Source organism: Microbacterium paludicola (assembly GCF_039529675.1).
GTDB lineage: Bacteria > Actinomycetota > Actinomycetes > Actinomycetales > Microbacteriaceae > Microbacterium > Microbacterium paludicola.
Window position 1 is genome coordinate 13,275 of record NZ_BAAANG010000018.1, and the last position, 22,322, is coordinate 35,596.

24 protein-coding genes, 1 tRNA gene and 1 pseudogene are annotated in these 22,322 nt (G+C 70.3%); 21 read left to right on the plus strand and 5 right to left on the minus strand.

Annotated features, from left to right (window positions below):
- The first annotated feature begins 5 nt into the window (after positions 1 to 5).
- The 8 genes from ABD161_RS08345 (at position 6) to ABD161_RS08380 (ending at position 7,694) form a co-directional block, all read left to right on the plus strand.
- Positions 6 to 905 (plus strand): ParA family protein, encoded by a 900-nt coding sequence (locus tag ABD161_RS08345; RefSeq protein ID WP_167760795.1) that lies wholly within the window; start codon positions 6 to 8, stop codon positions 903 to 905.
- Positions 889 to 1,734, plus strand: coding sequence for a segregation and condensation protein A (locus ABD161_RS08350; protein WP_344001483.1), 846 nt, complete (start codon positions 889 to 891; stop codon positions 1,732 to 1,734). The genes ABD161_RS08345 and ABD161_RS08350 overlap by 17 nt, the downstream gene beginning before the upstream one ends.
- Positions 1,724 to 2,368: an SMC-Scp complex subunit ScpB gene (gene scpB / locus ABD161_RS08355; RefSeq protein ID WP_135115279.1), complete on the plus strand. Its 645-nt coding sequence runs from the start codon at positions 1,724 to 1,726 to the stop codon at positions 2,366 to 2,368. The genes ABD161_RS08350 and scpB overlap by 11 nt, the downstream gene beginning before the upstream one ends.
- On the plus strand, positions 2,365 to 3,174 hold the full coding sequence (locus ABD161_RS08360; protein ID WP_135115278.1) for a pseudouridine synthase: 810 nt from the start codon (positions 2,365 to 2,367) through the stop codon (positions 3,172 to 3,174). Before scpB ends, ABD161_RS08360 begins: the two co-directional genes overlap by 4 nt.
- On the plus strand, positions 3,171 to 4,307 hold the full coding sequence (locus tag ABD161_RS08365) for a prephenate dehydrogenase (protein WP_344001487.1): 1,137 nt from the start codon (positions 3,171 to 3,173) through the stop codon (positions 4,305 to 4,307). Before ABD161_RS08360 ends, ABD161_RS08365 begins: the two co-directional genes overlap by 4 nt.
- Positions 4,300 to 5,022 (plus strand): (d)CMP kinase, encoded by a 723-nt coding sequence (gene cmk / locus ABD161_RS08370; RefSeq protein WP_344001489.1) that lies wholly within the window; start codon positions 4,300 to 4,302, stop codon positions 5,020 to 5,022. Before ABD161_RS08365 ends, cmk begins: the two co-directional genes overlap by 8 nt.
- Positions 5,012 to 6,535, plus strand: coding sequence for a ribosome biogenesis GTPase Der (gene der / locus ABD161_RS08375; protein ID WP_344001491.1), 1,524 nt, complete (start codon positions 5,012 to 5,014; stop codon positions 6,533 to 6,535). Before cmk ends, der begins: the two co-directional genes overlap by 11 nt.
- Before the next feature lie 259 nt (positions 6,536 to 6,794).
- A complete protein-coding gene (locus tag ABD161_RS08380; protein ID WP_344001492.1) occupies positions 6,795 to 7,694 on the plus strand; it encodes an NUDIX domain-containing protein in 900 nt (299 codons plus the stop codon).
- Positions 7,695 to 7,728: 34 nt separating this feature from the next.
- Here the strand turns inward: ABD161_RS08380 and ABD161_RS08385 are convergent, their stop codons facing one another.
- Positions 7,729 to 8,103 (minus strand): RNA-binding S4 domain-containing protein, encoded by a 375-nt coding sequence (locus tag ABD161_RS08385; protein ID WP_344001493.1) that lies wholly within the window; start codon positions 8,101 to 8,103, stop codon positions 7,729 to 7,731.
- 52 nt (positions 8,104 to 8,155) lie between these two features.
- On the opposite strand from ABD161_RS08385, the gene ABD161_RS08390 reads away from it, so the two are divergent.
- Positions 8,156 to 8,557, plus strand: a complete 402-nt coding sequence (locus tag ABD161_RS08390; RefSeq protein WP_135115273.1) for a PPOX class F420-dependent oxidoreductase — start codon at positions 8,156 to 8,158, stop codon at positions 8,555 to 8,557.
- Between the two features lie 6 nt (positions 8,558 to 8,563).
- On the opposite strand, the gene ABD161_RS08395 is transcribed toward ABD161_RS08390, so the two are convergent.
- Positions 8,564 to 9,142: a GNAT family N-acetyltransferase gene (locus ABD161_RS08395; RefSeq protein WP_135115272.1), complete on the minus strand. Its 579-nt coding sequence runs from the start codon at positions 9,140 to 9,142 to the stop codon at positions 8,564 to 8,566.
- 105 nt (positions 9,143 to 9,247) lie between these two features.
- Between ABD161_RS08395 and ABD161_RS08400 the strand changes: the two genes are divergently transcribed.
- The 3 genes from ABD161_RS08400 to ABD161_RS08410 all read left to right on the plus strand — a co-directional run bounded on the left by ABD161_RS08400 (position 9,248) and on the right by ABD161_RS08410 (position 11,132).
- A tRNA-Pro gene (locus ABD161_RS08400) sits at positions 9,248 to 9,321 on the plus strand.
- A 310-nt stretch (positions 9,322 to 9,631) separates the two neighbouring features.
- Positions 9,632 to 10,021, plus strand: coding sequence for a PDDEXK-like family protein (locus tag ABD161_RS08405; RefSeq protein ID WP_135115330.1), 390 nt, complete (start codon positions 9,632 to 9,634; stop codon positions 10,019 to 10,021).
- Between the two features lie 13 nt (positions 10,022 to 10,034).
- The gene (locus ABD161_RS08410; protein WP_344001895.1) at positions 10,035 to 11,132 is read left to right on the plus strand and encodes a DNA alkylation repair protein; all 1,098 of its coding nucleotides are present in this window, start codon (positions 10,035 to 10,037) and stop codon (positions 11,130 to 11,132) included.
- A gap of 202 nt (positions 11,133 to 11,334) precedes the next feature.
- Here ABD161_RS08410 and ABD161_RS15980 read toward each other — a convergent pair.
- A pseudogene (locus ABD161_RS15980) lies at positions 11,335 to 12,427 on the minus strand (fatty acid desaturase family protein).
- Between the two features lie 251 nt (positions 12,428 to 12,678).
- Between ABD161_RS15980 and ABD161_RS08425 the strand changes: the two are divergent.
- Positions 12,679 to 14,436 (plus strand): bifunctional metallophosphatase/5'-nucleotidase, encoded by a 1,758-nt coding sequence (locus ABD161_RS08425; protein WP_344001497.1) that lies wholly within the window; start codon positions 12,679 to 12,681, stop codon positions 14,434 to 14,436.
- A 51-nt stretch (positions 14,437 to 14,487) separates the two neighbouring features.
- Here ABD161_RS08425 and ABD161_RS08430 read toward each other — a convergent pair whose 3' ends face one another.
- Positions 14,488 to 14,982, minus strand: coding sequence for a MarR family winged helix-turn-helix transcriptional regulator (locus ABD161_RS08430; RefSeq protein ID WP_344001499.1), 495 nt, complete (start codon positions 14,980 to 14,982; stop codon positions 14,488 to 14,490).
- An 88-nt stretch (positions 14,983 to 15,070) separates the two neighbouring features.
- Between ABD161_RS08430 and ABD161_RS08435 the strand changes: the two genes are divergently transcribed.
- The gene (locus ABD161_RS08435; RefSeq protein ID WP_344001500.1) at positions 15,071 to 15,862 is read left to right on the plus strand and encodes an SDR family NAD(P)-dependent oxidoreductase; all 792 of its coding nucleotides are present in this window, start codon (positions 15,071 to 15,073) and stop codon (positions 15,860 to 15,862) included.
- A gap of 13 nt (positions 15,863 to 15,875) precedes the next feature.
- On the opposite strand, the gene ABD161_RS08440 is transcribed toward ABD161_RS08435, so the two are convergent.
- Complete coding sequence (locus ABD161_RS08440; protein WP_344001502.1) at positions 15,876 to 16,448, minus strand: MarR family winged helix-turn-helix transcriptional regulator; 573 nt, start codon at positions 16,446 to 16,448, stop codon at positions 15,876 to 15,878.
- 80 nt (positions 16,449 to 16,528) lie between these two features.
- On the opposite strand from ABD161_RS08440, the gene idi reads away from it, so the two are divergent.
- The 7 genes from idi to ABD161_RS08475 are packed head-to-tail and all read left to right on the plus strand — an operon-like array spanning position 16,529 to position 22,206.
- Positions 16,529 to 17,092 (plus strand): isopentenyl-diphosphate Delta-isomerase, encoded by a 564-nt coding sequence (gene idi, locus ABD161_RS08445; RefSeq protein ID WP_167760800.1) that lies wholly within the window; start codon positions 16,529 to 16,531, stop codon positions 17,090 to 17,092.
- Positions 17,089 to 18,222, plus strand: a complete 1,134-nt coding sequence (locus ABD161_RS08450; RefSeq protein ID WP_344001505.1) for a polyprenyl synthetase family protein — start codon at positions 17,089 to 17,091, stop codon at positions 18,220 to 18,222. The genes idi and ABD161_RS08450 overlap by 4 nt, the downstream gene beginning before the upstream one ends.
- Complete coding sequence (locus ABD161_RS08455; RefSeq protein WP_167760797.1) at positions 18,219 to 19,091, plus strand: phytoene/squalene synthase family protein; 873 nt, start codon at positions 18,219 to 18,221, stop codon at positions 19,089 to 19,091. The genes ABD161_RS08450 and ABD161_RS08455 overlap by 4 nt, the downstream gene beginning before the upstream one ends.
- Positions 19,088 to 20,632, plus strand: coding sequence for a phytoene desaturase family protein (gene crtI, locus ABD161_RS08460; protein WP_344001508.1), 1,545 nt, complete (start codon positions 19,088 to 19,090; stop codon positions 20,630 to 20,632). Before ABD161_RS08455 ends, crtI begins: the two co-directional genes overlap by 4 nt.
- Positions 20,629 to 20,958 carry a lycopene cyclase domain-containing protein gene (locus ABD161_RS08465; RefSeq protein ID WP_135115322.1) on the plus strand — a complete coding sequence of 110 codons (330 nt, stop codon included), beginning with the start codon at positions 20,629 to 20,631 and terminating at the stop codon, positions 20,956 to 20,958. Before crtI ends, ABD161_RS08465 begins: the two co-directional genes overlap by 4 nt.
- Positions 20,955 to 21,356: a lycopene cyclase domain-containing protein gene (locus ABD161_RS08470; protein WP_135115321.1), complete on the plus strand. Its 402-nt coding sequence runs from the start codon at positions 20,955 to 20,957 to the stop codon at positions 21,354 to 21,356. Before ABD161_RS08465 ends, ABD161_RS08470 begins: the two co-directional genes overlap by 4 nt.
- On the plus strand, positions 21,346 to 22,206 hold the full coding sequence (locus ABD161_RS08475; RefSeq protein ID WP_344001512.1) for a prenyltransferase: 861 nt from the start codon (positions 21,346 to 21,348) through the stop codon (positions 22,204 to 22,206). The genes ABD161_RS08470 and ABD161_RS08475 overlap by 11 nt, the downstream gene beginning before the upstream one ends.
- The last annotated feature ends 116 nt before the right edge of the window (positions 22,207 to 22,322 follow it).

Sequence of the window (22,322 nt, forward strand, 5' to 3'; positions counted from 1 at the left end):
CAAGCATGTCTAAGGCGGGAGTATCGGTGGCGGACAACAAGACCCGGGCGAAGAAGCAGGATGACGTCATCCTGGGAGAGACCGGGCGGCCGTATCACGGGTTCCCGACGCCGGAGAAGCTCGACCGGCACGGCCCGGCGCGCATCATCGCGCTGTGCAACCAGAAGGGCGGCGTCGGCAAGACGACGACCACCATCAGCCTTGCTGCGGCGCTGGCGTCGTACGGCCGCAAGGTGCTCGCGGTCGACTTCGACCCGCAGGGCGCCCTGACGGTCGGCCTCGGCGTGCAGGCCCACGACGTGCCCACGATCTACGACCTGCTGCTCGACACCAAGCGCGACCCGCACGAGGCGATCGTGCCCACGGCGACCGAGGGCCTCGATGTCATCCCCGCCAACATCGACCTCTCGGCGGCCGAGGTGCACCTCGTCAACGAGGTCGCGCGCGAGCAGATCCTCTCGCTCGTGCTGCGCAAGGTCGCGCCCGAGTACGACGTCATCCTCGTTGACTGCCAGCCGTCGCTGGGTCTGCTCACGATCAACGCGCTCACCGCCGCCCACGGCGTCCTGATCCCGATGGAGTGCGAGTTCTTCGCCCTGCGCGGCGTGGCCCTCCTGATCGAGACTATCGGAAAGGTCCGCGACCGGCTGAACCCGTCCATCCAGCTGGACGGCCTGCTCGCCACGATGTACGACCCGCGCACCCTCCACTCGCGCGAGGTGCTCGAGCGGATCGTCGAGGCCTTCGGCGACGACGTGCTCGAGACCGTCATCGGCCGCACCGTGAAGTTCCCGGACGCCTCCGTGTCGGGGATGCCGATCACCGAGTTCGCGCCTCAGCACCCGGCCGCCCAGGCCTACCTGCGCCTGGCGCGGGAGCTTGTGTCCCGTGGCGCCGTCGCCTGACTCGGAGCCCCAGACCGCCGCGCCGGATCCCGCCGCGGACGCCCCGGAGACGGGGTTCCGTGTCTCGCTGACGAATTTCGACGGCCCGTTCGACCTGCTGCTGAACCTCATCTCGCAGCGCGAGATGGACATCACCGAGGTCGCGCTGTCGAAGGTCACCGACGAGTTCATCGCCTACCTCCGCGATCTCGGGCCCGACGAGGAGCTGGATCAGGCGTCCGAGTTCCTGGTGGTCGCGGCGACCCTGCTCGACATGAAGGTGGCGGGGCTCCTGCCGCAGGGCGAGCTCGTCGACGCCGAATCCGTCGCGCTGCTCGAGGCGCGCGATCTGCTGTTCGCCCGGCTGCTGCAGTACCGCGCGTTCAAGGAGGTCTCGGCCTGGTTCGCCGCGGGGCTGCAGGGCGAGGACCGCCGGCACACGCGCAGCGTCCCGCTCGATCCGAAGTACCGCGCGAAGACGCCGGAGCTGGTGTGGACGCTGACGCCGGATGACTTCGCCGCGATCGCGATGCTCGCGTTCGCGCCGCGGGAGATCCCGCGCGTGGGTCTCGACCACCTTCACGCCCCGCTCGTCAGCATCCGCGAGCAGGCGGCGGTGGTCGTGACGCTGCTGCGCAGCTCGGAGCGGCTGACGTTCCGGGAGCTGGTGTCGGGCGTGTCCGAGGCCGGCATCGTGGTGGCACGCTTCATCTCGGTGCTGGAGCTGTACCGGCACGCCGCGATCAGCTTCGAGCAGCTCGAGCCGCTCGGCGAGCTCACCCTGACCTGGACGGCGGATCACTGGTCCGACGAGACGCTGGCGACCCTGGGGGCCGACTATGACCGATGAGACGACGACCGAGACGACCGAGCCGGCCGAGCCCGTGCTCGAGCCCGTCGAGCAGGCCGCGGAGGAGCCGGCGGAGTTCCCCGGCGGCATCGCGCAGCGGCTCGAGGCGATCCTGATGATCGCCGACGAGCCCCTCAGCGTCGTCTCGCTGGCGACCGCCGTGGGCGCCCCGGTCCCTGCTGTGCGCAAGGCCCTCGCCGCGCTCGTCGACGACTACGACGGGCGGGCCGGCACCCCCGAGCGCGGCTTCGAGCTGCGCGAGGTCGGCGGCGGCTGGCGGTTCTACGTGCGCGCCGAGTACGACGACATGGTGGCCGGCTTCGTCGGGGGGCAGGCGCCGGCGCGGCTGTCGCAGGCGGCGCTCGAGACTCTCGCGGTGATCGCCTACAAGCAGCCGGTGACGCGCTCGCAGGTCGCCTCCATCCGCGCGGTGAACGTCGACTCCGTGGTGCGCACCCTGCTCGCGCGCGGTCTCATCACCGAGGTGGCGACGCATCCGGAGACCGGCGCCATCCTGTACGGCACCACCGACCTGCTGCTGCAGCAGCTGGGGATCAACTCGCTCGACGAGCTGCCGCCGATCTCCCCGCTGCTGGATGACGGATCCGACGGATTTGAGGACGTGATCGCATGAGTGAAGAGGCCGAAGGAGTGCGCCTGCAGAAGGTGCTCGCGAACGCGGGCGTGGCCTCGCGGCGGGTGTCCGAGCAGCTGATCGTCGAGGGGCGCGTGCGCGTCAACGGTCAGGTCGTGACCGAGCTCGGTTCGCGCATCGACCCGGAGAACGACCTCGTCGACGTCGACGGCACCGCCGTGCAGCTCGATGCGGGCAAGCGCTACGTGATGCTCAACAAGCCCACAGGCGTCATCAGCTCGATGAAGGACGACCGCGGCCGGACCGACCTGCGCGCCTTCACGACCGACTGGGAGGAGCGCCTGTTCAACGTCGGGCGCCTCGACTACGACACGTCGGGCCTGCTCGTGCTGACCAACGACGGCGAGCTCGCCCAGGTGCTCGCCCACCCGTCGTTCGGCGTGACGAAGGTGTACATCGCGAAGGTCGAGGGCACGGTCACCCCGCAGACGATCGCCACTCTGACGCGCGGGATCGAGCTCGAGGACGGGCCCATCGCGGCCGACAAGGCGCGGCTGCTCGACACCTCGGGCGGATCGAGCCTCGTGGAGCTCACGCTGCACTCGGGACGCAACCGGATCGTGCGCCGGATGATGGCCGCCGTCGGGCACCCCGTCGTCGAGCTCGTGCGGCGCCAGTTCGGCCCGCTGCACCTGGGAACCCTCCCAGTGGGCCGGGCGCGCGAGTTGACTAAAGTGGAGCGCGGCGCGTTGCTGACTCTCTCGCGCCGCGGATCCGACGCCGAAGCGTCCGCCGATCCGTCGGGGGAGGCGCCCCCTTCGAGAGAGAAGCCGGAGAACTCGTGAGCGACACTGTCGTGCCTGCGCGCGATCCGCTGGTTCCCGGCCGCGTCCGCCGCACCACCGGCCCGGTGCGGATCGTCGGCGCCGGCCTGCTCGGCGCCTCGATCGGCCACGCCCTGCGTGCCCACGGCGTCGATGTCATCCTGACCGACACGTCTCCCACGCAGCTGCGCCTCGCGATCGACTACGGCGCCGGACGCGCGGAGGCCGAGGGCGACGCGCCCCGCCTGATCGTCGTGGCGGTGCCGCCGGATGTGACCGCCGACGTGGTCCAGCGCGAGCTCGAGCGGTTCCCCGGCGCCGTGGTCACGGATGTCGCATCGGTCAAGCTCGGACCGCTCGAGGAGCTGCGCTCCCGCGGCGTCGACCTCACGCACTACATCGGCTCGCATCCGATGGCCGGCCGCGAGCGCGGCGGCGCCATCTCGGCACGCGCCGACATCTTCACGGGGCGGCCCTGGGTGGTCTGCCGCGACGGCGAGACCCCCGCCGCCGACCTCGCCCTCGTCGAGGACCTGGCGCTCGATCTCGGCGCGATGCCGATCGAGATGACGCCCGAGGAGCACGACCGCTCCGTGGCCCTCGTGTCGCACGTGCCTCAGGTCGTGGCGAGCCTCCTGGCGAGCCGGTTCACAGAGGCCCCCGACGAGTCGCTGCGCCTCGCCGGTCAGGGGGTGCGCGACACCACGCGCATCGCCCATTCGGCTCCCGAGTTGTGGGTGCAGATCCTCGGCGCCAACGCCGCCCCCGTGGTGGATGTGCTCGATGCGCTCGCCGCCGATCTGTCGTCGTTCGCGGAGGCCCTACGCCACCCGGACGCGGCAGGGTCCCGCCGGACCCTTGCCGACACGATCCGGCGCGGCAACGAGGGCGTCGAGCGCCTGCCGGGGAAGCACGGCCAGCGCCGTCGCTTCGAGCCTCTCGTGGTGATGGTCGACGACACCCCCGGCCAGCTGGGGCGCCTGTTCGGCGACCTCGGCGAGCTGGGCATCAACATCGAGGACCTGCGCCTCGAGCACTCACCGGGCGCGCAGTTCGGCCTCGCGGAGATCAGCGTGGTGCCGGGCGTGCTGCGGGCCGCGGTCGAAGGCCTCGAGCAGCGTGGATGGCGGATTGCGAGCACGACACATGACTGAGCATCAGAGCCCCATCATCGCGATCGACGGACCTGCCGGATCCGGCAAGTCGAGCGTCTCGAAGGAGGTCGCCCGTCGCCGCGGATACGGCTACCTCGACACCGGCGCCGGCTACCGCGGGCTGTCGTGGCACCTGCGCGAGTCGGGCATCGACACCACCGACGCCGACGCCGTGATCGACGCGCTCGGCGGCTTCGAGCTGCGGCTCGGCCTGCACCCGGACGACCGCACGGTCACGGTCGGCGGAGTCGATGTGACCGGCGAGATCCGCACGCCCGAGGTGACCGCGGCGATCGCGGGCTTTGTGCGCGTACCCGAGGTGCGCGCCTACCTGAACGCCATCTACCGTCGGCTGGCGGGGGAGTCGGGACTCGACGGCGTTGTCATCGAGGGTCGCGACATCACGTCGGTCGTCGCGCCCGACGCACCCGTGCGCATCCTGATGACCGCATCGCCCGAGGTGCGCGCGACGCGGCGCGGGCTCGAGCTCGGCGCCGACACCGCGACGGTCGCGGCGGCGATCAACGCGCGCGACGAGTCGGACAGCCACGTGCTGGATCTGGCGCAGGCCGATCCGGGGGTCGACGTCGTCGACTCCACCGACTTGGATTTCGAACAGACCATCGACGCCGTTCTCGCGGTGATCGACCGAAAGCTCAGCGGGACCGCCGACGGCTCCCGCTCGGGGAACGAGGGAGGCCAGCATGGCCGTTGACGAAGAATACGAAGGCAAGCCGGACCGCCTTGCCGAGCGCCTCGCGGAGGTGGACGAGGAGCTCGCCGAGCGCCGCGCCGCCACGCTGCGCCAGGGCCTCGCGGACTACGACCTCGACGCCGAGGACGCCCAGCTGCTCGCCGGCGTCGAGCGCGGCGAGGACGGCATCGAGTACCTCCCGGCCCTGCCGGTGGTGGCGATCGTGGGACGCCCGAACGTGGGCAAGTCCGCGCTCGTGAACCGGATCCTCGGACGCCGCGAGGCCGTCGTCGAGGACACGCCGGGCGTGACGCGCGACCGCGTCACCTACAAGGCCGAGTGGCTCGACCGCCGTTTCTCGCTGGTGGACACCGGCGGGTGGGAACCCGACGCCAAGGGCATCGACCGCTCTGTCGCGCTGCAGGCCGAGGTCGCGATCGACCTGGCCGACGTCGTGCTGTTCGTCGTCGACGCCATGACCGGCGCCACCGCGACCGACGAGCACGTCGTGCGACTGCTGCGCAAGACCGACAAGCCCGTGTTCCTCGTCGCCAACAAGATCGACGACGCCCGCCACGAGCCCGAGGCCTACGCCCTGTGGAACCTCGGTCTCGGCGAGCCGCACCCGGTCTCTGCCATCCACGGCCGCGGCGTGGCCGACCTGCTCGACGCCATCATGAAGGTTCTGCCCGAGGTCTCCGCCGTCGCGAAGCACGAGATCGGCGGCCCGCGCCGCGTGGCCATCCTGGGCCGCCCGAACGTGGGCAAGTCGTCGCTGCTGAACAAGGCGGCGGGCGAGGAGCGCGTCGTCGTCAACGAGCTCGCCGGCACCACGCGCGACCCGGTCGACGAGATCGTCGAGCTCGGCGGCAAGCTGTGGACCCTTGTCGACACGGCAGGCATCCGCCGCCGCGTTCACCTGCAGCAGGGCGCCGACTTCTATGCGTCGCTGCGCACCTCCGCCGCGCTCGAGAAGGCCGAGGTCGCGGTCGTTGTGCTCGACGTGAGCCAGCCGATCAGCGAGCAGGACGTGCGCATCATCGACCTCGTGCTCGAATCGGGCCGGGCGCTCGTGCTCGCGTTCAACAAGTGGGACGAGCTGCTCGAGGACGACCGTCGCGGCGGCGACCGCCGCCGCATGCTCGAGCGCGAGATCGAGACCGACCTCGCGCACGTCGCCTGGGCGCCGCGCGTGAACATCTCGGCGAAGACCGGACGCCACCTCGAGAAGCTCGTGCCCGCGCTCGAGACCGCCCTCGAGTCGTGGGATCAGCGCATCCCGACCGGCAAGTTCAACGCGTTCCTCTCGGAGCTCATCGCCGAGCACCCCCACCCGCTGCGCGGTGGCAAGCAGCCGCGCATCCTGTTCGGCACGCAGGCCGGCACGCGCCCGCCGACGTTCGTGCTGTTCACGACCGGCTTCCTCGACCCCGGCTACCGCCGCTTCGTTCAGCGCCGCCTGCGCGAGCTGTACGGCTTCGAGGGAACGCCGATCGTGATCAACATGCGGGTGCGGGAGCGCCGCCAGCGGTAATCCTTAGTACCCGCTGAGCGCGAGCCTTAGCTCGCTTCGCTCGCGCGTTCTTTTTCTCACGCCTCCCGCATCCGCTCGGGCACCCGCTTCGCGGATGCCGCTCGTGGCTGTGGACGCTGTCGCTTCGCTCCATCGGGGGGCGTGAGGTGGCACGCCATGGGCGCGCACGCTCGCGCGCGGGGCGCGCTCGCACAGGGGCTTCGGCAGTCCGCGCTGTCACGCCCCGACCTCATTACGCTGGCTGTGAGAGTCTGGACGGGTGACCATCGAACCTGCCCGCCCCGGCGAACCTCCGCGGTTCGACGGCCCGCGCGACCCGGGTGATGCCTGGGTCGTCGCGGACACCGGCGAGCGGTACTGGGGGCGCTTCGGCGCGGCAGGACTGATGGCCTTCGACGCCGAGCGTGGGGTGCTGCTGCAGCACCGCGTCGGCTGGAGCCACCACGGGGGGACGTGGGCGCTGCCCGGCGGGGCCCTGCACCAGGGTGAGCCGGCGATCGACGGCGCGCTGCGCGAAGCCTCCGAGGAGGCCGGCGTGCCGAGCACCGCGGTGCGCCCACGCTTCACCCACGTGCTGGATCTCGGCGTGTGGTCGTACACAACGGTCGTCGCGGACGTCGTCGAGCACTTCGCGGGGGCGGTGACGGATCCCGAGAGTCTCGCCGTCGAGTGGACCTCCATCGAGCAGGTCGATCAGCACCCGCTGCATCCCGGGTTCGCCGCAGCATGGACGTCGCTGCGCGACCTGGTTCACGTGCATCCGGTGGTCGTCGTCGACGCGGCGAACGTCGTCGGATCCGTACCCGATGGCTGGTGGAAGGACCGCTCGGGCGCGACCGAGCGGCTGCTGACCCGCGTGGCGGGCATCGCTCCCGCCGGGGTGCCCGCCGAGGCGCTGGGCCTGGGCGCGACGCATTGGTTCCCGGAATTCGTCGTGGTCGTCGAGGGGAAGGCGCGCGACGTGATGGATGTCGACGGCGTCCGCACGGTGCGCGCCGCCGGCGAGGGTGATGACACGATCGCCACCGAGACCGCGGCGCTGGTCGAGGATGGGCGCACCGTCACCGTGGTCACGAGTGATCGCGGGTTGCGGGCGCGTGCCGAGGAGGCCGGGGCGACCGTGCACGGAGCGCGATGGCTGCTCGAGTTGCTCGGCTGATCCGCTTCGAGAGAGATACCCGGCGCGCGGGCGGTCAGCCTCGGCCGTGCAGTCGGTCGATCTCGCGGCGCTCCCGCTTGGTCGGGCGGCCCGCGCCACGCTCGCGCACGGCGACGAGACCCGCGAACTCCCGTGACGGCGGGGGAGGGGTGCGGTCCTCGAACGCGGTCGCCGCGACCGCGGCGCCCACGCGCTTGGCGATCGTCTGACGCACCACGAGGATCCGGTCGAACCCGTTGATCCGCACCCGCAGCTCATCGCCGGGGCGCACGGTCTGGGCCGCCTTCGCGTGGGAGCCGTTGACGCGGACGTGCCCGGCGCGGCAGGCGGTCGTGGCGGCCGAGCGCGTCTTGTAGACGCGGATCGCCCACAGCCACGCATCGACGCGGACGGATGCCCCTTCGCTCATCGAATCATCGTAGGCGAGCCCGGAAGGCGGGAAGGCACGCCAGACTGGAGGCATGACCAGCGTTGACGACATCATCCCGGCCGGTTATCGCCATCTCCTTGAGCAGCCGCTGTACGGTCACCTCGGCACGATCCGCCCCGACGACACGGTGCAGGTCACGCCGATGTGGTTCGAGTTCGACGGCGAGCACATCCGCTTCACACACACCACGAAGCGCCAGAAGTACCGCAACCTGCAGCACAACCCGTCGATGGCGCTTTCGGTGACCGACCCCGAGAACGTGTTCCGCTACCTCGAGGTCGCCGGCGGCCTCGTGGAGGTCGTGCCCGACCCCGAGGGCGCGTTCTACGTGCGGCTGCAGAACCGCTACGGCAACCCGAGCCAGACGCCGCCGCCGGATCGTGCCGATCGCGTGATCCTGGTCATGTCCATCGAGCGCGCGACCAAGCAGTAGCCCCGGTCACAGTTCGAGTGCGACGACCACCCGGGTATCGGTGGGTCGGGAGACCTCCCGGAACCCGGCGTCCAGGAACGTCGACAAGGCGCCGACGTAGAGCGCGTTGGTGGAGGCCTTTGTCAGGTCGGTGGCGATGGGGTAGCCCTCGATGATCCGCGCCCCGCTGCCGCGCGCGTAGTCGACGGCGGCCTCCAGCAGCGCGCCGTTGAGGCCCTGACCACGGTGTTCCCTCCGCACCGAGAAGCAGGTGACGGCCCAGACGGAATCATCGTCGAGCGGCTCGGTCGATCCGCTCCGCACCACCCGGCTGCGTAGCACCCGGTGCTGAGCCGCGCGCGGTCCGATCCGGATCCATCCCGCGGCGTCGTCATCGACGTAGGCGACGAGCCCCGGTGGCGGGCCGGCGGCGATCTCGCCCCGCAACATCTCGCGGCGGTCGTCGACCGACAGCGCGTTCCAGTCCTTGTTCGGCACGAGCGGCCATACACACTGGCACGAGCGTCCGTCGCCGCCGCCGGTCAGCGCGGCCTGCACCGCATCCCACTCGGCGATCGTTGCCGTCCGGGTCGTGATCTGAGCCATGCGGCCACCCTAGGACGGGCCTCGGACACGCGCGACGGGACCGGTTCGCGGCAGCATCCGCGACCGGGTAGACTTGTCGAGTTGTCCGCGCGCGAGTGCGGGCATCGGGATGTGGCGCAGCTTGGTAGCGCACCTGACTGGGGGTCAGGGGGTCGCAGGTTCAAATCCTGTCATCCCGACAGAGGAGCCCTGGTGAGAGAAATTCTCACCAGGGCTTTGTCGTATCCGTCGGCCGCAGCCCCGGTCTGCGGCGTGCGAAAGGTCAGTCACCGTGCCGAGCATGCTCGGAACCGCGGATGGCTGTCACGGACTTCGGGAGCATGGTGGCTTCATGACGCTAGCTGATCACCCGGTGAGGGCTTCGATCGAGGTGACGGACATCCGACGGTCGGCATCGTTCTACGCAGGCGCTGGGTCTCGACCTGGGGAGCATCGGCCCGATTCCATTACCCGCGCGGCGATGTCGGTGGCCCCGTTTAGCGTGGGGTCATGCAGATGGCGGGGCTCACCACCGAATCACGGTTCGACAGTGCGAACCTGAGACGCGCAGGGTCGATGCTTGCGGCAGGCTGGTTCGCCCTTGAGGGGAACCAGGTGTCGTGGCCGTTGGAACCATGTCGGTACGACCTTCTCGTTGGAGGGCTGGGCGGGATCCGACGGGTACAGGTGAAGACGACGACAGTGCGCGTCGGATCGACATGGAAGGTGTACCTGTCGACGACGAGCGGCGGACGCACGATCTACACCCCAGACGAGATCGATGAGTTCTTCGTGATCGACGGCGACCTGAATTACTACCGCATCCCGATCCAAGCTGTCGAAGGCGTACAAGCCATCCACCTGGGCGGGTACGAGCGGTTCCGGCTTCGGAAGGACTGATCCCGTGGGCGCGATGAACGAGCTGATCAACACGAGCGTGATCGACGATCTGGCTGAGCGGATCGCGGCGGTGGATCTCAACGCGGATGTGGCGGTGCTGAGCGGCATCCCGGACGAACGGCTGCGGCCGCTGAGTCTTCGCGAACGCACCGACCTCGTGGCCGCGTCTCTCGACGAAGCGATTCCGCAGGGCTTTTCACGACTGGCGAGCGTGGTGCGCGCGATGCTCGCCGATCCGGCGTTCGGCGGGTGGATCGTCTGGCCCGTGGGTGAGTCCGTCACCACGCGTGCGCTCGCGGAGGGCACGCCCCACGCGTTCGACGGCGCCATGGCGCTGATGGCTGAACTGACGGGGAGGCTGACGGCCGAGTTCCCGATCCGGCGGCTGCTCGCGCACGACCTCGCGCGGGCGCTGCCGATCGTGCAGTCGTGGACGACGAGCCAAGACGAGCACGTGCGCCGCCTCGCGAGCGAGGGCACCCGCGCCTACCTCCCGTGGGCGATCCGGGTGAGGTCGCTGATCGAGGCCCCGGACGCGACCCTGCCGATCCTGGATGCGCTGTACCGCGACCCGAGCGACTACGTGCGGCGGTCGGTCGGCAACCACCTCAACGATCTCAGCCGGCACGCTCCGGATGTCGTCGTCGCCACGGCGGCTCGATGGCTGGCGGCCCCCGACGCGACGACGCCGGCGGTGGTGAAGCGCGGGCTGCGGACGCTGGTCAAGAAGGGGAACCCCGGGGCGCTCGCCCTGCTGGGATACGCGGCGTCGACCTTCACGGTCGGCGCGATCAGCCTCCGCGAGACGACCGTGCCCTTTCCCGGGGCCGTTGGCCTGAGCATCGCGGTCACCAACGATGGGCCGGAAGCCGCCGACGCGGCCGTCGACTACGTGATCCACTACATGAGGGCCAACGGAAGCACGGCGCCGAAGGTGTTCAAGCTGGGCACCCGCCGCCTGGCATCCGGCGAGACCGCCGTGTTCACCAAGCGTCACGCGCTGCGGCCGATGACCACTCGCGTGCATCACCCCGGCGAGCACGCCGTCCAGGCGCAGGTCAACGGCGAGCGGCACGGCTGGGCAGCATTCGAGGTGGTCTTCGAGGCGTGAGGCAGGCCGGAGTTCACCGGGGCGTCTGCCCTGCGTGGGGCCGACGAGCTGACGATCCTGCTCGCCGGCGCCGAGCTGGGGCAGCACGGTTGCGCGTTCGCGCTCGGCACCGTCCGTGACAAACCGGCCGTCGACACCTGGCTGCTCTGCCCGCGCCCGCACGGCCCCGCGGGGTCGGCCGCTCGCGCTTAGTCCTTGCGGCTCACTGCGTGCGGCGCTGCGCGACGAGCGGGCCCTCGAACGGGTCGCGCTCGCCGAGCCCCACGCGATTGATGTAGCGGACGACCGCCGCGTAGGAGCGCCACAGGCTGACCGACGTGTACGGCACGCCGCGCTCTCGGCAGTACGCGGCCACGATCCGCGACGCCTGTCGCAGGTGCGGGCGCGGCATCGAGGGAACAGGTGGTGCTCGATCTGGAAGTTGAGCCCGCCCATGGCGATGTCCAGCAGCCGGCTGCCGCGCACGTTCCGGCTCGTGAGCACCTGGCGATGCAGGAAGTCGAGCTTCGTCTCGTGCGGCACCACCGCCATGCCCTTGTGGTTCGGGGCGAACATGATGCCCATGTAGAACCCGAAGACCCCAGCTGAACGCCGAGGAAGGCGAAGGCGAGCCCCGGCGACAGCATGAGGAACGCCAAGACGACGAACCCGATGAGGCGGACGCCGAGGAACACGATCTCGGCCCACCGGCGTTCCACGCGGTCGCGTGCGAGCACCCGCCGCACGCTGGAGGCGTGGAGGGAGAGCCCTTCAAGGGGCAGGATCGGGAAGAAGAACCAGCCCTGGTGCGACATCACCCATTTGAGCAGCGGATTGCGGACCCGCTCGACCCGGTCGGGGGTCACGGCGATCACGGGCAGCTCGATGTCGGGGTCGGCGCCCTGCTTGTTCGGATTGGCGTGGTGGCGCGTGTGCTTGTGGCGCCACCAGCCGTAGCTCATCCCGACGAAGAGGTTGCCGATCACCAGGCTCGCCCAGTCGTTGGCCTTGCCGGAGGCGAAGATCTGGCGGTGTGCGGCGTCGTGGCCGAGGAAGGCCACCTGTGCGAACAGGATGCCGAAGACCACCGCGGTGATGAGCTGCCACCAGGTGTCGCCGATCAGGATGAATGCCACGATCGTCGCCACCACCGCGAGCGGCAGGCCGATCAGCTTGGTCCAGTAGTAGCCGTACCGGCGCCGCATCAGCCCGAGGCTCTGGATGCGCTGGGCCAGGGCGGTGAAGTCGCTGTTGCCGCGGCCGGTGGTGCCGGCGGCCCCCGGCCTCCTCGGCGTCGTGTTCCGAACGGGGGTCATTGTCATCAGAGAGCCTCCTGCATCTTGCTGCTCTCAGCGTCCGTGCACGGATCCGGATGCGGGCAGGGGCTTCCGCATCCGTCGACGACGGAGTAGAGAGCGCAGTCCTCGCCCCGCTGACGTTGCTCAGCGACCCTGCATGGGGAGCTCTCCCCACCGGGCCCGTGAGTTCACGTGGCCGTCCCACCGCCGGATTAAGGTTCGCTTGGCTCGGTGATCTCCGAGCCGCATTCACGCTCGAAGGAGACCCCTTGAAGCTTCGCCTCGCTTCCGCCCTCGTGGTCGTGCTGGTCGCCTCGGCCGCCGTCCCGGCAGCCGCGGCCCCGCAGGATCACGAGCTCGACCTGACGCTCCTCGCGACGACGGACCTGCACGGGAACGTCGCCAGCTGGGACTACTTCAACGACCGGCCGTATTCCGACCGCGCCGGCGACTCCATCGGTCTCGCCTCGGTCGCATCCGTCGTCGATGACGTGCGCGCCCAGGAGGGAGACGACAGCGTCATCGTCGTCGACAACGGCGACGCGATCCAGGGCACGCCCCTGAGCTACTACTACGCGGTGCAGGAGCCGGTCGAGCAGACGGGCGCGGTGCACCCGATGGCGGCGGCCTACGACGCGATCGGCTACGACGCGCAGGTCGTGGGCAACCACGAGTTCAACTACGGGCTCGACACGCTCGACGCCTACGAGGGTGCGCTCGACTTCCCGCTGCTCGGCGCGAACGTCCTTGACGTCACGACCGACGAGCCGGCGCTGACGCCGTACACGATCGTCACCAAGCACGTGAAGGGCAACAAGCCCGTCAGGGTCGGCATCCTCGGCCTCACCACGCCGGGCTCGGCGATCTGGGACAAGGGCAACGTCGAGGGCCGCCTCGAGTTCGAGGACATGGTCGAGTCGGCCAAGACGTGGGTGCCGCGCGTGAAGGCCGCCGGCGCCGATGTCGTGGTCGTGCTCTCGCACGCGGGTGTGGGCACGTCGTCGTACGACGAGTCGATCGCGCCGGCCGAGAACCCGTCGGACGTCATCGCGCGCACAGTCCCCGGCATCGACGTCATGGTCGTCGGGCACACGCACCAGGACCGCCCGTCGCAGATCGTGACCAACGAAGTCACCGGCGAGGAGGTGCTGCTGACGCAGCCGTACCGCTGGGGATCGGCCGTCTCGCGCGTCGACATCGACCTGACGAAGGTCAAGGGCAAGTGGGACGTCACCGCCACGGAGGCGACGGCCATCCGCACCAAGGACTACCCGCAGTCGCAGGAGATCCTGGATCTCGTCGCCGACCAGCACGCCACGACCGTCGACTACGTCAACCAGGTCGTCGCGCAGTCGACCGAGGAGCTGTCTGCCGTCACGTCCCGCTACGAGGACACCCCGATCATCGACTTCATCCAGAAGGTGCAGACCGACACGGTCGACGCGGCGCTGGAGGGGACCGAGTACGCGGATCTGCCGGTGCTGTCGATCGCGGCGCCGTTCTCGCGCACGGCGGTGTTCCCGGCGGGCGACGTCTCGGTGAAGGACATCGCCGGGCTGTACGTGTACGACAACACGCTGCACGCCGTCACGATGACGGGAGCGCAGGTCAAGGACTACCTCGAGTTCTCGAACCGCTACTTCGCGACGGTGCCCGCCGGCACGGCGTTCGACCCCGCGGTCCACACGGGCGCGAATGGCACGCCCGACTACAACCTCGACATCATCGCCGGCGTGAACTACACGGTGGATGTCGCCCAGCCCGTCGGGTCGCGGATCGGCGAGCTGACGCTCGCCGACGGAACGCCCCTCGCGGATGACGCCGAGGTCGTGGTGGCGGTGAACAACTACCGTCGCTCGGGCGGCGGCGGCTTCCCGCACATCGCCGCCGCGCCGCTCGTGTACGACGAGCAGAAGGAGATCCGCCAGCTGCTGATCGACTGGGCCCAGGCGAAGGGCACGATCGACCCGGCCGACTTCTGGCAGCCCTCCTGGGAGCTGACGGTCGCGGGCACGCCGATCGGCTGATCCCGCGCCACCCACACCGAGGGCCCCGCCACGCGGCGGGGCCCTCGTGCGTCAGGTGCCCGCGGGCGGTCGCCAGCCCTCGTCGCCGCGGATCGCGTGCTGGATGCGGCGCGCGATGTCCCTCAGCTGACGGCGCTGCGCCGCCGTCAACGGGGCGAGCACCAGGCGCTGCACGGTCTCGGCATGGCCGGGAGACACCTCGCGCACGGTCCGCCGTCCGTCGGCCGACAGGATCGCGAGCGTGTACCGGCCGTCCGCGGGATCGGGCTCCCGGCGCAGCAGGCCGCGCTTCTCCAAGCGGGTCGCGGCGCGCGACAGGCGCGACAGCGAGCTGTTCGCGTACTCGGCGAGCACGCTCATCCGCAGCGTCTCGTCGGACGCCGAGGCCAGGGCGTACAGCACGCCGTACTCGAAGTGCGTCAGCCCGGCGTCGCGCAGCAGCTGGGCGTCGAGCGCCGCCGGCAGCCATTCGAGGACGGTCGCGAACGACGACCATGTCTCGAGATCCTCTCCGGCGAGAGCGTGAGGGGGTTCGCGATCCGGCATTCCTGAAGGATACGCGAGAACCGGATGACTTTCCCGCTCAAGTCAACATGCTACGGTTTCACTTGACTGAGCAAGTGATAGGAGCGGCATGGAACAGGATCTGGGCGGCAAGCGGGCGTTCGTGAGCGGCGCGACGCAGGGGATCGGATTCGCGATCGCGAAGCAGGTCGCGGAGGCCGGCGCATCCGTCGTCGTGAACGGGCGGAGCGCCGAGCGCGTCCGCGCGGCGTGCGAGCGGCTGCGGACGCTCGTTCCCGGGGCGGACATCGACGGGATCGCCGCCGACTTCGCCGTACCCGAGCAGATCGATCGGCTGCTGAGCGAACTGGGCGAGGTCGACGTCCTCGTCAACAACGTCGGCCTGTTCGGCGTCGCGCGCTTCGCGGACGTCTCCGACGAGGAGTGGCGACGGTACTTCGAGGTCAACGTGATGAGCGGCGTGCGCCTGTCGCGGCTGCTGCTGCCGGGAATGCTCGATCGGGGATGGGGGCGGATCCTGTTCGTCTCGAGCGAATCGGGCGTGAACGTTCCGGCCGACATGGTGCACTACGGCGTCTCGAAAGCCGCCATGATCGCGCTTGCCAACGGCCTCGCGAAGCTCACGCGCGGCACGGCCGTCACCGTGAACACCATCCTCGGTGGTCCCACATACTCCGACGGCGTCGCCGAGGCCGTGGAGGGTATCGCGCGTGCTCAGGGGCTGCCGCCGGAGCAGGTCAAGGAGAGCATCATCTCGGCGAACGCCACCACGCTGCTGCAGCGCTTCATAGAGCCCGACGAGATCGCCCACCTCGCCCGGTATCTGGCGAGCCCCCTGTCCTCCGCCACGAACGGCGCCGCCTTGCGGGCAGACGGGGGAGTCCTCACGACCCTGCTCTGAACTCTGCGAAGGATCAGCTCGGCGCTGCCCTCTCTTGCCCCTCGGGGGCGTCCTCCGCCGCAATCAGGGAGTCGAAGAATCGCGCTACGGCCTCGCGCTCGCCTGCCGTGAGCGATGCAATGGCGTCGAAGCGACGCGCGTGACTGCGCCCGACGCTCGCTCGTGCGGCGATGCGGGTCTCATCCGTGACCTCGATCGCGAAGCTGCGGCGATCGATCGGATGAGGCATTCTGCGGATATGACCTCCTTCGGCGAGGCGATCCAGCAGTTTTGTCGTCGACGCGGTCGACACCCGAAGGTGCGCGGCGATCTGACTCGGCGTGGCGACCACGCCCTGCCGCTGTGCCGCGATCAGGAATCGCAGCGCCCGCATGTCGGTTTCCCCGAGCTTCATGTATCGCTGAGACGCCTCACTCGCCACGCGCTCCGTCTCGCGCCAGCGCCGCATCGCATCGAGCACGCGCATCACCTGATTCAGCTCGGCATCCGACAGGTGGGAGCGGCGGACGAGTTCCTCGTCCGGATCGGAGAGACGCGGGTCGTGCAGGACCACCTGGCGCCTCGGCAGCGGGTTCTCTTCACCCATGCGATGAGGCTAGTCGACGGGCGGTCGGATGTATGGGTAACATGTCGCTAGCCGAGCTAGTAATACACCTGGAGAAATGCGTGAGCGACCTCATCGAACGCGTCGTCCTGCTCGACGAGCGCGGAGATCCGTGCGGCGTCGCCCCGAAGGACACGGTGCACAACGCGCATACGGCGCTGCATCTCGCCTTCTCCTGCCACGTCCGCGATCCGCGGGGCAGGATTCTGCTGACGCGGCGCGCACTCACCAAGCGCACCTGGGCCGGAACCTGGACGAACGCATTCTGCGGGCACCCGCAGCCGTTCGAGCCGATCCCCGAGGCCGTCGAGCGCAGAGCGCGTCAGGAACTCGGGCTCGAGCTGCGTGATCTGCGCCTCGCGCTGCCCGACTTCCGCTATCGCGCGGTCGACGCCTCGGGTGTTGTCGAGAACGAGATCTGCCCCGTGTACACGGCCGAGGCGGTGGGAGACCTTTCGCTGGATCCGGCCGAGGCGATGGAGGCGAAATGGATCGAGCCCGCGCGGCTCGCCGCGGCGCTCGATGCAGCTCCCTGGGCTTTCAGCCCCTGGCTGGTCATGCAGGCGCGCAACATGTCGGGGGCCGGAGGCACGATCACGGCTGCAGCCTGGACGGCGCGTCCGTGAACGCTCATGCGCCGGCGAGGACGCTCGAGCCGGGGCTCGCCGCGGGTGCAGCCGCGGGCCGGGTCGCTCCCGCACTGGCTGCGGCGGCGCCTCAGACGCCCGCCGAGCGCTTGGTGGACGCCGTGATCGAGGACTACTTCGCGAACCGCATCGCTCGCGCGGATGCGATCGGCGACCAGGCGGGCCTGCTGTGGCGGCGCGCCGCCGACTCGGCCCGCGGCGGCAAGCGCCTTCGGCCGCGCCTGGTGCTGCTGGCGTACGAGGCACTGGGCGGTCACGATCGCGCGGCGGCCGCGGTCGTGGCAGCCGCATTCGAGGTGCTCCACAGCGCGCTGTTGCTGCACGACGACGTGCTGGACGGCGATCTCGTGCGACGCGGAAGGCCCAATCTCGCGGGCGCATTCGCGGCGTCTGCGGTCGAGTCCGGCACGGAACCCGTGACCGCCACAGCGTGGGGCGCCGCCTCCGGGCTCCTCGCGGGCGATCTGCTGCTGAGCGGCGTTCACGCCCTGATCTCTCGCATCGACGACCCCGCGCGCGCGCGGCTCACCGAGATCGTCGACGACGCGGTCTTTCTCACGGCGGCGGGTGAGCACGCCGACGTCGGCTTCGCTCTTGGCGTGATGCGCGCCGAGAGCGGCGACATCCGGCGAATGATGGAACACAAGACGGCGACCTACTCCTTCGCGGCGCCGCTTCGTGCGGGCGCCGTGCTCGCGAAGGCGCCACCCGCGACGGCGGATGCGCTGTGGCGTATCGGCACGGGCCTCGGCCTGCTCTATCAGCTGCGCGACGACATGCTGGGCGTCTTCGGCATCGAAGAACTCACGGGCAAGAGCGCGATGGGCGACCTGCGGGAGGGCAAGCGCACCCTGCTGATCGCTTTCGCTGAGCGCGAGGACGCGTGGCGCGACGTGGCCCACCTGTTCGGGCTGCGCTCGCTCGCCGCCGATGACGCCGAGAGGCTGCGTGCCGCGATCATCGACAGCGGAGCGGTTGCCGCGGTGGAGGCCCTGATTGCGGAGCAGCTCGCACAGGTGGGACAGGACATCGATGACGCGGGGCTGCCGGATATGCTCCGCAGCGGGCTGCGGAGCATCGCAGGGATGTGCGCGGAGCGCGACGCATGACCCGGCCGTCGGGACTTGACCTGTATACGCGCACGGCGCGCATGTCGTCGGCGCGCGTCATCGGCGCCTACTCGACGTCCTTCGGCCTGGCGAGCCGACTGCTGCCTCGCGACGTGCGCGGCCGCGTCGCCGATGTCTACGCCCTCGTGCGGGTGGCGGACGAGGTCGTCGACGGCCCCGCGACGGAGGCGGGGCTGCCGGCCGCCGACTGCTGCGCGCTGCTCGACGAGCTCGAGGAGGAGACGCTTCGCGCGCTCGCCCGGGGCTTCAGCGCGAACCTGGTCGTGCATGCGTTCGCCGTCACCGCTCGGGAGACGGGCATCGGCGAGGAGCTGCTGCGACCGTTCTTCGCGTCCATGCGGACGGATGCGGAGGGAACATCCGCGTTCGATCCCGACGCATACCGCACCTACATCCACGGCTCCGCCGAGGTCGTCGGCTCGATGTGCCTGCGGGTCTTCGCGACCGAGGGCGCGGGCGTGCGGATCGACGAGGAGCTCGAGGAGGGCGCACGGCGCCTGGGGGCGGCGTTCCAGAAGGTGAACTTCCTGCGCGACCTGCGCGACGACGTCGAGCGTCTGGGACGCGTCTACCTGCCGGGCGTGGATCCCGTGCACTTCACGGAGGAGGACAAGAATCGATTCGTGCAGGAGATCGATGACGACCTGGCGGTCGCCCGCCGCGCGATCGTGCGGCTGCCCCCGGGGTCACGGCGCGCCACCTCGGCGGCGGCGGCGCTGTTCGGCGAGCTGAACGACAGGGTGCGCCAGACGCCGGCCGACGAGCTGCGTCGTCGTCGCATCTCGGTGCCGACGCCCACGAAGGTGAGCCTGTTGACCCGCGCGGCTCTCGGGCGGGTTCCGGCGTGACCGCGCGGCAGCGCGTGGTCGTGATCGGCGGGGGCATCTCGGGTCTCGCCACTGCGGCGCTCGTCGCCCGGGAGGGCGCGGACGTGACGCTCGTCGAGGCACGCGACGAGCTGGGAGGGCGCGCCGGCCGATGGTCGGCGGACGGCTTCGTGTTCGACACCGGCCCGTCGTGGTACCTGATGCCCGAGGTGTTCGACCACTTCTTCCGCCTGCTCGGCACCTCGTCCGACGAGCAGTTGGACCTCGTCCCGCTCGACCCCGCGTATCGCGTGTACTTCGAGGGCCAGCAAGACGCGTTCGACCTGCCGGCAACGGGAGCGCGCGACGCGCTCGTCTCGCTGGATCCCGCCGCGGCGGACCGGATCGACGCGTACCTCGCGTCCGCGGCCGAGACCTACGAACTCGCCACCTCGAAGTTCCTGTACAGCACGTTCGCGTCGCTGCGCCCGTTGCTCGGGCGCGACACCCTGACGCGGCTGCCCCTGCTGTCGCGCCTGCTCGCTGAGCCGCTGGACAGGTTCATCCGCCGTCACTCCGAGGACCTGCGCGTGCAGCAGGTGCTCGGCTACCCGGCCGTGTTCCTCGGCACATCGCCCGCTGCGGCCCCCAGCATGTACCACCTGATGAGCCATCTCGACATCGGGCAGGGAGTGCTCTACCCGCGGGGCGGCTTCGGAGCCGTGATCGACGCGATCGCGCGCCTCGCCGAGCAGGAGGGGGCGCGACTGCGCACCGGCACGAGGGCGCGGCGGATCACGGTCGAGGGGCGCACCGTCATCGGGGTCGAGGTGCACTGCGGCGACGGCCGCGTGGAGCACCTTCCGGCGGACATCGTCGTGTCAAGCGCTGACCTGCACGAGACCGAGCGCCGGCTGCTCGCACCCGCGCACCGGACGCGCTCCGAAGCCTGGTGGGAATCGCGCGACCCCGGGCCGGGCGCCGTGCTCGCGCTGCTCGGGGTGCGCGGGGCGCTGCCCGAACTCGCGCACCACACGCTGTTCTTCACGCGCGAGTGGGAGGAGGGGTTCGACGCCATCTACGGCAAGAGCCCGCGCATCCCGGATCCGGCGTCGATCTACGTGTGCCGTCCGAGCGCCACGGACGACGTGGCGCCGGAGGGCCACGAGAACCTGTTCGTCCTCATCCCGGTGCCGGCCGACCCGACCATCGGCCATGGGGGGCGCGACGGCACGGGCAGCCCCGCCGTCGAGCGCGCGGTGGACGCCGCGATCGACCAGATCTCGTCCTGGGCGGGCATCCCCGACCTCGCCCAGCGCATCGTGGTGCGGCGAAGCATCGGCCCTGCCGATTTCGAGCGCGACTTCGGCGCCTGGCGCGGGGGAGCGCTCGGGCCCGCCCACACACTGCGCCAGAGCGCCGTGCTGCGTGGGACGAACGCCTCCTCGCGCGTGGACGGACTGCTCTATGCCGGCGCGACGACGATCCCCGGGATCGGCCTTCCGATGTGCCTGATCAGCGCAGAGCTCGTGCTCAAGCGCCTGCGTGGCGACCGCTCGGCGGGCCCCCTGGAGGAACCGTGAGCATCGTCTACCTCGGGTGCCTGCTGCTGTCGCTGGCGGGCGTCGTGACGCTGGACCTGCGGCACCGGCTGTTCCTGGGACGCGCGCCTGGACCTGCGCTGCTCGTGCTCGGGATCGGGCTCGCCTTCTTCCTGACCTGGGACCTTCTCGGCATCGGTCTCGGCATCTTCTTCCGCGCCGAGACCGCCTTCATGACGGGCATCCTGCTCGCGCCGGAGCTGCCGATCGAGGAGCCCGTGTTCCTGCTCTTCCTGTGCGAGCTGACGATGGTGCTCGTGCGCGGGGCGGACGAGTGGCTGCAGCGGAGAAGGACGGGGGCAGCATGACCTACCTCGTGCTGTGCGCGGTCTTCATGGTGATCGCGGCGCTCTCCGCGGCGTTGCTGCGCCGCGACCGCCGCTGCGCCGCCACGGAGACGGGCGGCGCCTCCCCGCGCACGTCGCTCGGCGCCCGCCCGCGCACGTCGCTCGGCGCCCGCCCGCGCACGTCGCTCGCCGCCCTGGCGATCGCCGCCGCCGCCCTCATGGTGCTGACCGCGCTGTTCGACAACGTCATGATCGCCGCGGGACTGTTCGCGTACGACGACACGCACATCTCCGGGATCCGGATCGGCGCTGCACCCATCGAGGACTTCGCGTATCCGCTGGCCGCGGTGATTCTGCTGCCGGCGATCTGGGCGCGCCTGCTCACCCCGTGGCAGCGGAGGAGCCGCCGTGATCGGTGACCTGTTTGCCGCATCGCGTCCCCTGAGCTGGATCAACACCGCCTATCCGTTCGCGGCCGCGTACCTGCTCGCATCACGGGAGGTCGACGTCGTCCTGATCGTGGGAACGCTGTTCTTCCTGGTCCCGTACAACCTCGCGATGTACGGCGTGAACGACGTGTTCGACTACGCGTCCGATCTGGCCAACCCCCGCAAGGGCGGTGTGGAAGGGGCGCTGCTGCCGCCCGCGCGTCACCGCGGCGTGCTGATCGCGTCGGCCCTCGCGTGCCTCCCCTTCGTCGTGCTCCTGGTCGTCTGGGGGACGCCTCTTTCGTGGCTCGTGCTCGCGGTGAGCCTGTTCGCCGTCGTGGCGTACTCGGCGCCGCCCTTTCGCTTCAAGGAGCTGCCCGTGCTCGACTCGGTCACTTCGAGCGTGCACTTCGTGAGCCCCGCGGCGTACGGCGTGGTGATCGGCGGCGGCGTGTTCGACGCGCCGCTGGTCGCGGTGCTCTTGGCGTTCTTCCTGTGGGGGCTCGCGAGCCATGCCTTTGGCGCCGTCCAGGATGTCGTTCCCGATCGCCAGGCGGGAATCGTCTCGATCGCCACGGCGCTCGGCGCTGCCCGCACCGTGGCACTCGCGCTCGCCGCGTGGACAGCGGCGGGACTTCTCATGCTGTCCACCGGTCAGCCGGGTGCGTGGGCCGCGCTGCTCGCCATCCCGTACCTCCTCGCAGCCGCACCATACGCCCGCGTCTCCGATGCAGACTCAGCGCGCGCCAATCGTGGGTGGCGACATTTCCTGTGGATCAACTACGCATGCGGCTTCGTGGTGACGGTGTTGCTGATCGTCCACGCCCTCCGGACCGCCTGAACCGGCCCTCGATCATGGAGCGAGAAATGGAATCGACCGCCACCAGATTCGTCCCCGTCGTCTCAGCCCGATGGACGAACTGCGCATCAGCGTGCTGTGAGAACGAGCGCCCCGGC